Origin of the sequence: Mycobacterium sp. (assembly GCF_019243155.1) — a bacterium.
Lineage (GTDB): Bacteria > Actinomycetota > Actinomycetes > Mycobacteriales > Mycobacteriaceae > Mycobacterium.
In genome coordinates this window covers 1-13,783 of sequence record NZ_JAFAUS010000514.1, presented here as the reverse complement: position 1 = coordinate 13,783, position 13,783 = coordinate 1, and the positions used below count along the sequence as shown (strand labels likewise).

Here is a 13,783-nt window from a genome sequence, read left to right as displayed (position 1 = left end):
CCATCAACGGAAATCGCGCCACTCGCTGGCGCCCGCTAGCGTGAGGCGGGTGGTTCCGCAGACGCGCCCGGCCGGCAAAGACGACATGCGAGACCTGTCCCACGTCCTGGCGCGGGCGTTTTACGACGACCCGGTGATGATGTGGCTGCTACCCAAGCAGCGCGCGCGCACCGCCCAATTACGCCGTTTGTTCGCGGCGATGACCCGTCACCACCATCTGGCACTCGGCGGTGTGGAAGTTGCCCGCGACGGCCCGTCCATCGGCGCGGCGGCACTGTGGGACCCGCCGAACCACTGGCAGGAAACACGCCGGGCAATGTTGCTGATGTCGCCGACGTTCATCCGGGTTTTCGGCCTGCGCTCGGCGCAGGGGCAGGCTGTGCAGGAGCTGATGAAACGCGCACATCCCGAAGAGCCGCACTGGTATCTGGCGGTGATCGGCAGCGATCCCACCGTGCGGGGCAAGGGGTTTGGGCAGGCCCTGATGCGATCGCGCCTGGACCGCTGCGATGCCGAGTACTGCCCCGCGTATCTCGAGTCGACGAAACTCGAAAACGTGCCGTATTACCAGCGTTTCGGCTTCGAGGTGACCCGCGAGATCGCGCTGCCGGACGGCGGTCCCACCATGTGGGCGATGTGGCGCGCGCCACGGTAGACCACGCGCGTTTAGGTGCCCGGGGCGACGGGCAACCGGTTCCCCATGAGCGACAACGACTTGGTGGATCCCGCGGACTTCCCCGAAGAAGGCGGCCCCGGTGACACGCTGAACCCAAGCGAAGGCACCGATTCCGACGAGGTGCGCAACCGTGACGGCGACATCGTCGTCGACCCGCCCGAGGACTGGAGCGAAGCGGACAAGTTCGGAATGACGGCGCGCGAAGAGCGAGAGGGTGAATCGCTCGACGACCGACTGGCCGCCGAGGAGCCGGACGTGACCGACGCTGCGACCGGCTCGGCCGACAGCGACCTGCCACGGCGCGCGCATCGGGGCCAGATCGACGGCACCCCCGAGGACGGCGACTCGCTGTATGAGGTCGCCGACGAGTAGTTAGTGCTCAGTTGTTCACTGCGGATGGCGGCGACACATCAAGGGGTGCTTCGCCAACCGGCGACGCCGACGGCGATCATCCGGAGCTGCTTGACCGCGATCCGCCGAATGTCTTCCAGCGCCTCGGTGCTCTGAGCGTCCTCGATGGCCTCCGCGATGACGATCATCGCGTTGACGAACAGTGTCGCAAGCACGTTCAGATCCTCGGTGGTCCACCCGTTGAGGCCCGGGAAACGCGCCAGGTCGGTCGCCAGTTCGGAGGTGATGAGCCGGATCTCGGTGCGGATCGCATAGCGCAGCACGCTCAAGCCGCTGTTCCGCTCGCGGCCGATCAGGCGCCAATGCTCGCGCCGGTCGGCGACGCTGGCAACCAGGATCTCGACCGACGACTCGATCACGCGATTCGGGTCGAACTTGCCGGAGCGCGCATCGCGCAGGGTGTCCCTCAGGCTTCGGAACGACTCGTCGATGAGAACAAGTCCCAGGGCTTCCATCGATTCGAAATGTCGGTAGAACGCCGCGGGCACGATATCAACCGCGCGGGTCACCTCGCGCAGGCTCAGGCTGCTGAAGCTGCGATCCTGCAACAGCTTGAGGGCGGCCGCGATGATCGCGCGCCGGGTCGCTTCCTTACGCTCCGCACGTGAGGGACTTTCGCGTGATCTTTCTCGACCAGAGCCGCGCGTCCGTGAGCTAGGAGTACGGCTGTTCACTATGTGAACCCTACCACAGACCTGGGGTAAACCCTTGACTGGCTGGGCCCTCTGGCCACACGGTATACATATGTTTACTCAAACTGCTTCAACTTCCGGGCGAGCCCTCGCCCGAACTTTTCGGAAGCGAGTCTTGGGTTCGGAACTTGTGGACCTGCTCACCGGACCACACGGCGTGGACCGCTACACCGAACTGGTGGCGCCGACGTGGACGCTGGGCGAGCATCGCGCCAAGGTGATCGACGTGCAGCGCACGACGTCGCGCAGCGTCACCCTCACCCTCGCGCCCAACGACAGCTTCACGTCGGCCAACACCGTCAAAGCCGGTCAGTACGTCAACCTCACGATCGACATCGACGGCCGCCGGCACACCCGCTGCTATTCCCCGGCCAACGCCGAGGGAACCCCCAACCTGGAGTTGACGATCGGTCGACACGACGGTGGGTTGGTCTCCAACTATCTGTACGAGCGAGCCCGCCGCGGCATGATCGTCGGTTTGGCGGGCGTCGGTGGCGACTTCGTGCTGCCCGAGGCCCGGCCGCAGCGGATCCTCTTCGTCTCGGGCGGAAGCGGCATCACGCCGGTGCTGGCGATGCTGCGCACCCTTCTCGCCCAAGGCCACCGGGGCGACATCGCCTTCGTGCACTACGCCCGGACACCTGAGGAGGCGTGCTACCGCGACGAGCTGGCCGTGCTGCCCGGCGTTCGCGTCCTGCACGGCTACACCCGGTCGGATGCGGGTGACCTGGTCGGCCGCTTCGGCGCCGAGCACCTGGCCGCCGCCATGCCGGCACCCGACGCGGTGTTCGTCTGCGGCCCAACACCATTGGTCGACGCCGTCCGGACGCACTGCGACAACGTGTACACCGAAAGTTTCGTACCGCCGGCCTTCGAGGCTCCGGCCAATCCGTCGGGCGGCCGAATAGCGTTCGCCGACAGCGGGATCGACGCCGTCGATGACGGACGGCCGCTGTTGGAGCAGGCCGAATCGGCCGGGCTGACACCGGAGAACGGCTGCCGGATGGGCATCTGCCACACCTGCACCCGGCGCAAGACCGCCGGCACCGTGCGCAACCTCGTCACGGGGGCGGTCTCCACCGCCCCCGACGAAGACATCCAGATCTGCGTCTCCGTCCCCGTCGGCGACGTCGACCTGTCGCTCTAGACACATCAATCGGAGGGAAAAGTCATGTCACAGAACAAGATCACCCTGACCCCCGAGCAGGCCGACGAATTCGGCCGTGAACTCGACGCCATCAAGGAACGCGTGATGGCAAGCCTCGGCGAGGAAGACGCCGACTACATCCGACGCGTCATCAAGACCCAGCGCGGTCTGGAAGTAGGTGGGCGCCTGCTGCTGTTCCTGCCGCCGGCCTGGCTGCTGGGCACCGCCATGCTGGGCGTGGCCAAAATCCTGGACAACATGGAGATCGGTCACAACATCATGCACGGCCAGTACGACTGGATGCGCGACCCGGCAATCTCCGGACGTTCCTTCGAGTGGGACACTGCATGCCCGGCCGACCAATGGCGACACTCACACAACTACATGCACCACACCCACACCAACATCGTGGGCATGGACCGCGACATCGGCTACGGCATCTTGCGGATGAGCGAAGACCAGCCCTGGGAGCGCTATTTCATCGGCAACCCGCTGTACGCCTTCCTGCTGATGACGTTGTTCCAGTACGGGGTCGCATTGCACGAATTGGAAACCGAGAAGATCCGCTCGGGCGAGATTCGGGTCCGGGACAAAAAGGACACGCTCAAGGCGATCTGGCGCAAGACCCGCCGTCAAACACTCAAGGACTACGTCGCCTTCCCGTTGCTGGCCGGGCCGTTCGCCCCGTTCGTGTTCACCGGCAACATGACGGCCAACCTGATGCGCAACGTGTGGTCGTACATGATCATCTTCTGCGGCCACTTCCCGGACGGCACTCAGGAATTCACCGTCGAGGAGACCGCAGACGAATCGCGCGGGCAGTGGTACTTCCGCCAGGTCCTCGGTTCGGCGAACCTGACCGGCGGAAAGATCTTCCACCTGCTGTCGGGCAACCTGTCCCACCAGATCGAACACCACCTGTTCCCGGACATGCCGGCCCGCCGGTACTCCCAGATCGCGCCCGAGGTGCAGGCGATCTGTGAGCGCTACGGCATCCCCTACAACAAGGGCCCGCTGATGCAGCAGTTCGGCACGGTGGTCCGCAAGATCGTCCGGCTCAGCTTCCCGGACTCATGGCTGCGGACGCCGGACGCCGACAAATCCGCCGACCGAGTGCCGGTCGCCGCGTAGCTCATTTGGCCGAACTCATCGGGCCCGGGGCATTGCCCCGGGCCCGTTTGGGTGGACAATTGCCAGCGTGGAGTGGACCGGTGCGCGTTACGCGGATACGCCGACGGTGGAGGCCTCGACATGGATCGAGGCCGACCCCGCACGAGTGTGGAGTCTGGTCTCCGACATCCAGCTGATGCCGGCCCTGAGTAGCGAGCTGCAGTCGGTCGAGTGGGCCGAGGGGTGTGTCGGGCCCCGCGTCGGCGCGCGTTTCGTCGGGCACAACGAGCACGATGCGTTCGGGCAGTGGAGCACCACGTCCCACATCGTTTGCTGCGACGAGCAGCGTGAATTCGCCTGGGCCGTGGGCGAACCCGAGAACCCGGCAGCGATGTGGCGATTTCGGCTGACGCCGCAGGGCGCAGGCACGGAGCTGAGCTACTGGATGCAGATGGGCCCGGGACGCTCGGGTTTGTCGATGGCCATCGATTCGATGCCCGATAAGGAACAAAAGATCGTGTTCGTGCGGATGCGCGAGTTCGAATCCGCGATCGGCAAAACACTCGCCGCGATCAAGAGGCTGGCCGAGCACGGGGTCCGTTGATGCGGACCGCGACGACAGTCGAATTATCCGGTACCGCAGACAAAGTCGCCGACATCACGACGTTCGTCGTCGAGGCGGAAAGGCTGGGCCTCGATGTCTGCTGGGTCGCCGAGGCGTGGGGTTCGGACGCGCCCTCGGCGCTGGGTTACCTGGCGGCCCGAACCTCGCGGGTGCTGCTGGGGTCCGGTGTCCTGCAGGTCGGCACCCGCTCGCCGGTGATGGTCGCCCAGACCGCGATCACGCTGTCCAACCTCTCGGGCGGGCGATTCCTGCTCGGGCTGGGCGCCTCCGGTCCGCAGGTGATCGAGGGTCTGCATGGCGTCTCGTTCCGCCGACCGCTCGCGCGTATCTCCGAGACCGTCGACATCGTGCGTCAGGTGTTCGCCGGAGGCAAAATCTCGCACTCCGGCAAGGAGTTCCAGCTTCCACGTCCCGGCGGCGAGGCCGTGCCGATGCGGTTGTCGACCCGGCCCGAGCACGCCATTCCGATCTACCTGGCCGCGCTGTCACCGGCGATGCTGAAGTTGACCGGACGGGTCGCCGATGGATGGCTGGGCACCAGCTTCGTCCCCGAGGGAGCCGGTGAGGCCTACTTCTCCCACCTCGACGAGGGGCTCGCGGCCGCCGGCCGCAGTCGCGCCGACATCGACATCTGCCAGGGCGCCGAAGTGGCCTTCGCCGCGGACGAAGACGAGTTGCGTTCGATGGTGGCGGCGCGCAAAAGCGAGCTCGCCTTCAGCCTCGGTGGGATGGGGTCATCGAGCACGAATTTCTACAACCAGGCCTACAGCCGGCAGGGGTGGGCCGACGTTGCGGACGAGGTGCGCGAGCGTTGGCAGCGCGGGGACCGCGAGGGCGCGGCCGGCTTGGTGACCGACGAAATGGTCTTGGCCACCACGCTTATCGGGACCGAGGAGATGGTTCGTGCGCGGCTCGGGGTATGGCGCGACACCGGTGTGGACACCGTTCGGCTGTATCCGGCGGGCGACTCGCTCGATGCCAGACTGCGCACCCTGGACCGCGCCATCACGCTGGTCCGCGAAGTCGGCTGATCAGCTCACGCCGGTCGGCGCGTCGGCCACCTTCACGAGTTCCACCTCCGGGCGCACCGGCAGCCCGTCTGGCAGAAACCACCGGAACGCGAGGTTGCCCTGCGGATAGCCCAGCGTGGTAAGGGAATTCGGGTGTTCGGTGATGTTCCGGGACAGCACGATCGTCACGGAGCCGTCGCTGTTGAGCGCGGCGGTGCGGCCATTGACCGAGCAACGAGCATCGGGGCCTTCGCCGGCGCCGTAGGTGGCCATGAACTGATTCCACACCACCATGTTCCAAAACCTGCACGACGGCGGTCGGTGCGTGATGACCAACGCCTCGTCGTCCTTGAGCACGAAACTCCCGTAGGAATAGCACGCGTCACGCGCCGACCAGCCGAAGTTAGCATCGGGAACCTGATAAGGATCGGCGAATTGATTTGCTGCGTGCGCGGTTTCGTGTCCGAGAGCATGCTCGTCGTCGACCCGGTTTCCCACCGCCAGCGGAACGATGGCGAACATGGTGCGCAACCAGGTCGCGGACGCCCGCAGCCGCGCGGCGGTCTCCGCGTCGCCGTGTTGTATCGGATCGGGCGCGTCGAGCGCTTCGATGTGCCAGGTGACCGGTCGCCCGGTCAGTGGGTCGGCCTGGTAGTCGCGGGTCATCAGCACGGCGGCGTCGGGCGTCGGTGGGAATTCGAAGGAGAAGTTGCCGTCGCCATCCGCCTCGAGGTCGCGGTCGCGGACGATCGCGACGACCCGGTCCGACCACGCGCCCGGTGACGGCTCGTTGTAGGCGGTCACCGAGAAGTACACGCTGTCACCTTTATTGCCGCTGATGCGGTAGCGCCGCTGCGGATCGACCCGGCACATGAAGTAATAGGCGTCGGTGTTGTCGCCGCCCCAGCGGCGGTCGCGCCGGAAGGGCGTGTTCACCGCGACGAACTGCGGCCGGCCGGGCTCAGGGAACAGGTAGGCGTCCAACGCCACCCCGAGTGTGATGGCGAGGGTGCGGTACCCGTCGGCGATGTGCCGGTCGTCCTGGAGCGCTCGGTCGCCGTCGAGGAAGGACCGGTCGAGTTCGCCGAGGGTGCCGAGCAGCTCCCGCCACGCGGTCGTCGATTCGTGCGTCATGCGCTGATTCCTTTCAGGAGCAACGTGGTGGTGCGGTCGACCCACGCGCCATCGAGCTCGGTAACCCGGGTGAGGAGACCGATCAGTGTGATCCCGGCGATGGCTTCTGTTAGTTGCGAGGCGAGTTCGGCGGGGGCCACGTCGGCACGGACCTCGCCGCGGACCGCGGCCCTCGCCAGCAACTCGGCGAGGCCACCGCCGATGATGCCGGCGAACCGCTCCAACAGCGCCGAATGCAGCGTCGGGTCCGCCGCCATCTCGCCGACCAACCCGGGCATCGCGGCCCTTGCGGCCGGGGTCGTCAGGAAAACCATTGCACGGCACACCATCTCGCGCAGGTCCTCGGGCAGCGACCCGGTGTCGGGGATTTCGGTCGAGGTGCCGATCGGGAAGACCGCCTCGTGCACCAGATGCGCCTTACTCGGCCAGCGCCGGTAGATCGCGGGCTTGCTGGTGCCGGCCCGTTGCGCGATGGCGGAGACCAAAAGCCCCTGGTAACCGGTTTCGGCAAGCAGTTCGACCGTCGCGCGCAGCACGGCCGCGTCGATGCGGGGATCTCGGGGTCGGCCAAAGTCTATTGCCATTACGAAACTCAGAGTAACATAAGTCGCCGTGACCGACGCCGTTCGCCTTGAAGACCTTGCCTCACCCCGCTTCAGCGCTGAGGCCCAGCAGATCCTCGACATGATGGCCAGCATGGCCCCGAGTTGCCCGTTGGACGCCGACAGGCTGCATGCGCAGGCCAGCGCCGACACCGGCCTGCAGGATTTCGGACCCGACGACTACCGAGAACGACTAGACGTCTACCTGGCCGCGCTGCGCGACATTGACGGGCTACACGAGGCGGGAGTGGTCAACTTCTATGGCCAACTGCTGCAGCTTCTCAAGAACCGGCTGCTGCTGACCGACCTCTTGAACCGCCATCCCGAGATCGACGACATCGAACTGGAGCCGCCGGTGGTGATCGCCGGGCTGCCACGCACCGGAACCACCCATCTGCACAACCTGCTGGCGGCGCCGCCAACGTTCCGCACCATGCCGTACTGGGAGAGCAACGAGCCGTTTCCGTTGCCGAATGAGATTGGCGCCGAACCGGATCCGCGCCGCGCGCGAATGGACGTCGCGGTCGGAGTGGTCAACGTGGTGATGCCCCATTTCCCGCTGATGCACGAGATGACCACCGACCATGTGCACGAAGAGATTCAGCTGCTGGCCAACGACATCTCGACGATGCTCTTCGAGACGCTCGCCGAAGTGCCCCGCTGGCGTGATTACTACCGGGTCCACGACCAGACGCCGCACTACGAATACCTCGCCACTCAACTCAAGGCGATGCAGTTCCTGCGCGGCGGGCGGCGCTGGCTGCTCAAGTCGCCCCAGCATCTCGAACAGGTGCCGGTACTGGATCGCGTATTCCCCGGTAGCATCGTCGTTTTCACGCACCGCGACCCGGTGCCGGTGGCGCTGTCGATGATCGCGATGATCACCTACTCCGCCCGGATGCACCGGTCGCCGGTGCCCGTGGAACTGATCGCCAACTCCTGGATCGACCGCCTCGATCAGATGCTCAGCGCGCTCGTCCGCGACCGCGACACCATCGGTCCGGAACGCTCGATCGATGTTCGCTTCGGCGACTTCATGTCCGACGAAGTAGGTGTCGCCGAGCGGGTGTACGCGTTGGCCGGTGAACCCTTCACCGAAGACGCGCGCGGCGCGATCGCCGACTACCTGGCGGGCCACCGGCGCGGCCGGCTGGGAAACGTCGAAACCTCGTGCGAGATGTTCGGGCTGAACGAGGACACCCTGCGTGCCCGGTTCAAGCCCTACGTCGACCGGTTTCTGAACTAGGTCTCGTCCACTACGTTCTTCAGACATGGTCACCATGCCGGCCCTGGACGGGGTCGAACACAGGTACGTCGAACTCGGCGACGGCGTGACGATTCACGTCGCCGAGGCGGGTCCGGCGAACGGGCCGGCGGTGATGTTGGTGCACGGCTTCCCGGAGAACTGGTGGGAATGGCGCGAGCTGATCGGGCCGCTGGCCGCCGACGGCTACCGGGTGCTGTGTCCGGACCTGCGCGGCGCGGGCTGGAGTTCGGCCCCACGCTGCAAGTACCGCAAAGACGAAATGGCCGACGACCTGGCCCGCGTGCTGGACCACCTGGGCGTCGCGTCGGTCAAGCTCGTTGCACACGACTGGGGCGGTCCGGTGGCCTTCATCATGATGCTGCGGCATCCCGAGAAGGTGTCCGGGTTCTTCGGGTGCAACACTTCGGCGCCCTACGTGAGTCGCGATCTCGGCATGCTCCGCAACGTGTGGCGGTTCTGGTATCAGATACCGATCTCGTTGCCGGGCATCGGTCCCCGGGTGATCAGCAGTCCCAACTCGCGGTTCGTCCGCATGTTGGGTTCGTGGGTCGGCGGCGGCTTCACGCTGCCCGACGAGGACGTCGCGCTCTACCTCGAGTGCATGCGCCAGCCCGGCCATGCGGAGGCGGGTTCGCGGTGGTACCGCACGTTTGCGACTTCGGAGATGCTGCGCTGGGCGCGAGGCGAGTACGACGACGCCCGCGTCGATGTTCCGGTGCGCTGGCTGAGTGGCACCAAAGATCCCGTGCTCACGCCGGAGTTGCTGAATGGATATGCCGAGCGGATAAGCGATTTCGAGGTCGAGCTGGTCGACGGCGTCGGCCACTGGATCGTCAGGCAGCGGCCCGAGCTGGTGCTGGACCGGGTCCGCGCGTTTCTGAACGCCGGAACATAAGCCTCTACAAGGGTTTTCGGCGCGACGCTATTCGACGCCGATGGTGACTTCGGTCGCCTTGATGAAGACGCTTGCCGATTGCCCGACTTGAGGGCCGGAATAGCTTGCAACTAACGGGATTACGGGAGCTTTCGACCTTAGTGGCGTGGCCCGAGCAGAGCTACGGACGCATCCACGGCGGGTTCGACGATTTCTCGGACCGACTTCTCGTCTTCGACCGCAAGTGCGGTCAGCTCACGCAACCCGCCCAACAGGATCACGGCCAACGGCGCGGTCAGCGGCGGCAACTCGGCCCGCCGGAATCCGGGACTGGCGCTGAGGTCGATGAGCAGGCTGGACAACAGCTGAAGACCGCGACGCTGAACCGGACGGGCGGCGGCGCCGAGCGACGGGAGTTCACGAATCCAGCTCAGGGTGATGGCCGGCCGGGACTCGATGTATCCGACGTAGGCCTCGACGGCCTGACGGATCTGCCGGTGCCAATCGCCCTCGGGGTCGACCGAGGACTGAATGCGCTCGCCGAGCTTTTCGATGTCGGCGCGCAGCAATTCCAGGAAGCACTCTTCCTTGCCGTCGAACTGGTCGTAGAACGTGCGCTTGGACGTGCGGGCGTTGCGCACGATGTCGGCCACGGTGCTGGCGCGGTAACCGCGTTCGGCGATCGACGCGGCGAGGCCGTCGAGCAGCCTGAGCCGAAACGGGTCCGGCTTCAGAACACCGGAAACGGCGTCGTCAGCCGCGGCTGACACCGCTGATGTCACGGTCGGCGCCCCTTTCCGGTCGAGTACGGAACCTTGTGGGTTCTGGTACTTCAGAGTACCGTACTGGGAAAGGCGTGCGGTACACCGTCGTACCAACCCCGATCCCGGGGACCGATCACTTGGGAGCAGCACCGCCATGAGTGAAGTAGCCACCGCGCCAGCGGCCGCAGTCAAGTTGCCGCCGGCGGCGCGAATTCCCAAGCTGTTGCAGGGCTTTGGGTTCTCGATGTCCCGGCGCCGGATGATCCAACGGCTGTCGCGTCGCTACGGCGACGTTTTCACGCTCAACCTGCCGATGTACGGGCGCATCGTTGTCGTCGGTGACCCGCAGTTGGCCAAGCAGGTCTTCACGACCAGCCCCGATGAACTCGGCAACATACAGCCCAATCTGGGCCGTCTGTTCGGCACCGGTTCGGTTTTCGCGCTCGAGGGCGACGACCATCGCCAGCGTCGCCGGCTGTTGGCGCCGCCGTTCCACGGCAAGAGCATGAAGAAGTACGAGAGCATCATCGAAGAAGAGACGCTGCGCGAGATCGCCGACTGGCCGCAAGGCACTCCTTTCGCCACGCTGCAGCCCATGATGCGGATAACGCTGAACGCGATACTGCGCGCGGTGTTCGGCGCGGAAGGCGCCGAACTCGATGAGCTCCGACGGCTCATTCCACCGTGGGTCACCCTTGGCTCGCGACTGGCGGCCGTGCCGAAGCCCAAACGCGACTACGGCCGGTTCAGCCCGTGGGGCCGGCTCGCGCAATGGCGGCGCCAGTACGACATCGTCATCGACAAGTTGATCGACGACGAGCAGGCCGACCCGAATTTCGCCGATCGGACCGATGTCCTCGCGATGCTGTTGCGCACCACATACGAAGACGGATCAGCTATGTCGCGCAAGGACATTGGCGACGAGCTGCTCACCTTGCTGGCGGCCGGACACGAAACGACGGCATCCACGCTGGGCTGGGCATTCGAGCGGATAAGCCGGCACCCGGACCTGCTGGCGGCGCTCGTCGAGGAGGCCCAGAACGGTGGCGGTGAACTGCGGCAGGCCACCATCCTGGAAGTGCAGCGGGCCAGGACGGTCATCGACCTTGCCGGTCGCCACGTCTACCCCGAAGTCTTCCACCTCGGCGAGTGGGTCATCCCGCGCGGCGATTCGATCATCGTCGGCATCGGGCAGATCCACAGCAACCCGGACGTCTTCTCCGATCCCGACCGCTTCGACCCGCAACGCTACATCGGAACCAAGCCGTCAGCGCTGTCCTGGATCCCGTTCGGTGGCGGAACCCGCCGCTGTGTGGGGGCGGCATTCGCCAACATGGAGATGGACGTGGTGCTTCGAACCGTGTTGCAACGCTTGGCAATCGAGACCACCGATGCGCCCGATGAGCACTGGCACTGCCGTGGCGTCGCGTTCACCCCGAAGAACGGCGGTCGGGTGGTAGTGCACCGGCGCTGAGGACCGCCTCAGCCCAGGTGCGCCACTTGGGGTTTGGTGTGGACGACGATGACCGTGGGCCCATCGGCTTCAAGCGCGGCGTTGAACTCGTTCACCAACCCCTCCGTGTCGCCTACCGTGACGGCGCGAAGGCCGAAGCCGATCGCCAGCGATTCGATGTCGAGGCCGGGCAGGTCCAATCCCGGTACGTTCGGCGTCTTCTCAAGCAGCGCAAACGATTTCAGGATCGAGTACTCGCCGTTGCGCATCACCACGAACACGACCGGCAGTTTGTGCTGCGCTGCGGTCCAGATCGCCTGGATCGAGTACTGGAAAGAGCCGTCGCCGATGGTCGCCACGACGGCGCGTTTGCGGCCCGCGGCGCGGTCGCCCAGTGCGACGCCCACCGCGCCCGGCACTCCCCAGCCGATGCCGCCACTGCCGGTGGCGAAGAACGAGTTCGTGCAGACGGTGGGCAGCCAGCGCGCCTGCTCGGCCATCGTCGACGTCGATTCGTTGATCAGTGCCGCCTCCGGCGGCTTCACCGTGCTCAGCGCCGAATACACCTGGGTCGGCGTCAGCGGGGCGGTGGCGGCTTCGACCGTGCCTGCAGTGCGGTCCAGCGGTGTGGGCGTCGGCCTGCCGGATTTGGGTTCGATCAGCGGGGTCAACGCCTGCAGGGCGAGCAGGGTATCGCCCAGCAGGCTGTCGCCCACTCGCGCTGCACCCGCCAGGAACGGGTCGGCGGTCAGGTGTAGTAGCTCGGTGCCCTCGGGCAGGTACTCGCCGGCGACATACGGGTAGTAGCGGAAAACCTGCGCGCCGATCACCACCGCAAGATCGTGGCCCCGCAACTTCTCGGTCACCTCGGCGATCGTCATCGGCAGCATGCCCTGGTACAGCGAATGGTCCTCCGGGAACGACATCCGGTCCGGCAGTGGGCTCGCGTACACGGGGGCATGTACCTTCTCGGCGAATGCGACGGCGGCGTCCCAACCGCCGGCCCGATCGACTTCGGGACCGATGACCACCAGTGGCCGCTGCGCGCGGTTGATGCGCTCGGCGAACTCGGCAAGTCGCTCCGCGTCGGGCGCACTGCGTTGGCTCACGGTGCGGATGACGGCCGGACCGAGAGCCGGCTTCTCCCAATCATCAAGGGGGATAGACAGATACACCGGACCGGCGGGCGGCTGGGTCGCCATGGCGTATGCCCGCATGAAGGCCGCGGGCACATCCTCGGCGCGGGCGGGCTGATACGCCCATTTCACCCACGGCGCCGGCAGCTGTGTTTCGTTGGTGTTGGTCAAATACGGTTCCACAAGCACCATTTCGCGAGTCTGCTGCCCGGCCGTGACGATCAACGGGGTGTTGCTCTTGTAGGCCGCGATGAGGCTTCCCATGGCGTTGCCCGTGCCCGCCGCGGTGTGCAGATTCACCAGGGCCGGCTTGCCGGTCGACTGGGCGAAGCCGTCCGCCATGGCCAACACGGAGGCCTCCTGCAGTCCCAAGACGTAGGTGAAGTCATCGGGAAAGTTCTTGAGGAACGTCTGCTCGGTCGACCCGGGGTTACCGAACACCGTCGTCAAGCCGAGCGAGCGCAGCAAATCGTAAGTGACATCCCAGACGGTCGGTTGAGCAGACATGGGGCCGAATTCCCTTCGTGTGCGGACTTTTCACGCAGTGCGCGAGCGCGCCCACGCGGGTGTGCTCCACATGCTGCGTTAGATTCTCGGACCCAACTTGTAACTTGTCGATGTGGCGGCGGACATCGTCGCGCGCCAATTTTGGTGCTGGCCCACACCGTTGGGATGAATCCACTACCACGAGGCAGCGGTAGTTGACCGACTCAGCCACTAACCGGCGGTGGCTCGCCGGGGCAGTTTCCAGCCCGGGCGGATGTAGTGGCAGGTGTAGCCGCTGGGGTAACGCTCCAGGTAGTCCTGGTGCTCGGGCTCGGCCTCCCAGAAGTCGCCGGCCGGGCTGACCTCCGTGACGACTTTGCCCGGCCACAGACCGGA

General features: G+C 65.9%; 15 protein-coding genes. 9 read left to right on the top strand and 6 right to left on the bottom strand.

Annotation, left to right across the window (positions count from 1 at the left end; genetic code table 11):
- Positions 1–49 precede the first annotated feature (49 nt).
- Together JOZ00_RS25915 and JOZ00_RS25910 are read left to right on the top strand one after the other, a co-directional pair.
- A complete protein-coding gene (locus JOZ00_RS25915) occupies positions 50–655 on the top strand; it encodes a GNAT family N-acetyltransferase (RefSeq protein WP_293350150.1) in 606 nt (201 codons plus the stop codon).
- Positions 656–700: 45 nt separating this feature from the next.
- Positions 701–1,048 (top strand): hypothetical protein, encoded by a 348-nt coding sequence (locus tag JOZ00_RS25910; protein WP_293350147.1) that lies wholly within the window; start codon positions 701–703, stop codon positions 1,046–1,048.
- Positions 1,049–1,086: 38 nt separating this feature from the next.
- Here JOZ00_RS25910 and JOZ00_RS25905 read toward each other — a convergent pair whose 3' ends face one another.
- Entirely contained in the window at positions 1,087–1,761 is a 675-nt protein-coding gene (locus JOZ00_RS25905) for a TetR family transcriptional regulator (protein ID WP_293350144.1), read from the bottom strand.
- 70 nt (positions 1,762–1,831) lie between these two features.
- Between JOZ00_RS25905 and JOZ00_RS25900 the strand changes: the two genes are divergently transcribed.
- From JOZ00_RS25900 to JOZ00_RS25885, 4 genes are all read left to right on the top strand, one after another.
- The gene (locus JOZ00_RS25900) at positions 1,832–2,926 is read left to right on the top strand and encodes a ferredoxin reductase (protein ID WP_293350141.1); all 1,095 of its coding nucleotides are present in this window, start codon (positions 1,832–1,834) and stop codon (positions 2,924–2,926) included.
- Positions 2,927–2,950: 24 nt separating this feature from the next.
- The gene (locus tag JOZ00_RS25895) at positions 2,951–4,057 is read left to right on the top strand and encodes an acyl-CoA desaturase (protein WP_293350138.1); all 1,107 of its coding nucleotides are present in this window, start codon (positions 2,951–2,953) and stop codon (positions 4,055–4,057) included.
- 67 nt (positions 4,058–4,124) lie between these two features.
- Positions 4,125–4,640, top strand: coding sequence for an SRPBCC family protein (locus JOZ00_RS25890; protein WP_293350135.1), 516 nt, complete (start codon positions 4,125–4,127; stop codon positions 4,638–4,640).
- Complete coding sequence (locus JOZ00_RS25885) at positions 4,640–5,692, top strand: LLM class flavin-dependent oxidoreductase (RefSeq protein WP_293350132.1); 1,053 nt, start codon at positions 4,640–4,642, stop codon at positions 5,690–5,692. Before JOZ00_RS25890 ends, JOZ00_RS25885 begins: the two co-directional genes overlap by 1 nt.
- Here JOZ00_RS25885 and JOZ00_RS25880 read toward each other — a convergent pair whose 3' ends face one another.
- On the bottom strand, positions 5,693–6,805 hold the full coding sequence (locus JOZ00_RS25880) for a DUF1214 domain-containing protein (RefSeq protein WP_293350129.1): 1,113 nt from the start codon (positions 6,803–6,805) through the stop codon (positions 5,693–5,695).
- Positions 6,802–7,389 carry a TetR/AcrR family transcriptional regulator gene (locus JOZ00_RS25875; RefSeq protein WP_293350126.1) on the bottom strand — a complete coding sequence of 196 codons (588 nt, stop codon included), beginning with the start codon at positions 7,387–7,389 and terminating at the stop codon, positions 6,802–6,804. Before JOZ00_RS25875 ends, JOZ00_RS25880 begins: the two co-directional genes overlap by 4 nt.
- A 28-nt stretch (positions 7,390–7,417) precedes the next feature.
- Here JOZ00_RS25875 and JOZ00_RS25870 point away from each other — a divergent pair, with 28 nt between their 5' ends.
- Positions 7,418–8,653 (top strand): sulfotransferase, encoded by a 1,236-nt coding sequence (locus JOZ00_RS25870; protein WP_293350123.1) that lies wholly within the window; start codon positions 7,418–7,420, stop codon positions 8,651–8,653.
- 25 nt (positions 8,654–8,678) lie between these two features.
- A complete protein-coding gene (locus JOZ00_RS25865; RefSeq protein ID WP_293350120.1) occupies positions 8,679–9,569 on the top strand; it encodes an alpha/beta hydrolase in 891 nt (296 codons plus the stop codon).
- A gap of 137 nt (positions 9,570–9,706) precedes the next feature.
- On the opposite strand, the gene JOZ00_RS25860 is transcribed toward JOZ00_RS25865, so the two are convergent.
- A complete protein-coding gene (locus tag JOZ00_RS25860) occupies positions 9,707–10,318 on the bottom strand; it encodes a TetR/AcrR family transcriptional regulator (RefSeq protein WP_293350212.1) in 612 nt (203 codons plus the stop codon).
- A gap of 148 nt (positions 10,319–10,466) precedes the next feature.
- On the opposite strand from JOZ00_RS25860, the gene JOZ00_RS25855 reads away from it, so the two are divergent.
- Positions 10,467–11,786, top strand: a complete 1,320-nt coding sequence (locus JOZ00_RS25855; RefSeq protein ID WP_293350118.1) for a cytochrome P450 — start codon at positions 10,467–10,469, stop codon at positions 11,784–11,786.
- An 8-nt stretch (positions 11,787–11,794) separates the two neighbouring features.
- Here JOZ00_RS25855 and mdlC read toward each other — a convergent pair whose 3' ends face one another.
- Both mdlC and JOZ00_RS25845 read right to left on the bottom strand, forming a co-directional pair.
- Positions 11,795–13,408, bottom strand: coding sequence for a benzoylformate decarboxylase (gene mdlC / locus JOZ00_RS25850; RefSeq protein WP_293350115.1), 1,614 nt, complete (start codon positions 13,406–13,408; stop codon positions 11,795–11,797).
- Between the two features lie 210 nt (positions 13,409–13,618).
- On the bottom strand, positions 13,619–13,783 hold a 165-nt coding region (locus JOZ00_RS25845; RefSeq protein ID WP_293350210.1), incomplete at its 5' end, for a peptide-methionine (S)-S-oxide reductase.

Excerpts from the sequence above, each read along its gene's own strand:
- JOZ00_RS25910 (WP_293350147.1), top strand. The coding sequence starts at position 701 with ATGAGCGACAACGACTTGGTGGATCCCGCGGACTTCCCCGAAGAAGGC.
- JOZ00_RS25900 (WP_293350141.1), top strand. The coding sequence starts at position 1,832 with ATGTTTACTCAAACTGCTTCAACTTCCGGGCGAGCCCTCGCCCGAACT.
- JOZ00_RS25895 (WP_293350138.1), top strand. The coding sequence starts at position 2,951 with ATGTCACAGAACAAGATCACCCTGACCCCCGAGCAGGCCGACGAATTC.
- JOZ00_RS25885 (WP_293350132.1), top strand. The coding sequence starts at position 4,640 with ATGCGGACCGCGACGACAGTCGAATTATCCGGTACCGCAGACAAAGTC.
- JOZ00_RS25880 (WP_293350129.1), bottom strand. The coding sequence starts at position 6,805 with ATGACGCACGAATCGACGACCGCGTGGCGGGAGCTGCTCGGCACCCTC.
- JOZ00_RS25875 (WP_293350126.1), bottom strand. The coding sequence starts at position 7,389 with ATGGCAATAGACTTTGGCCGACCCCGAGATCCCCGCATCGACGCGGCC.
- JOZ00_RS25865 (WP_293350120.1), top strand. The coding sequence starts at position 8,679 with ATGGTCACCATGCCGGCCCTGGACGGGGTCGAACACAGGTACGTCGAA.
- JOZ00_RS25855 (WP_293350118.1), top strand. The coding sequence starts at position 10,467 with ATGAGTGAAGTAGCCACCGCGCCAGCGGCCGCAGTCAAGTTGCCGCCG.
- mdlC (WP_293350115.1), bottom strand. The coding sequence starts at position 13,408 with ATGTCTGCTCAACCGACCGTCTGGGATGTCACTTACGATTTGCTGCGC.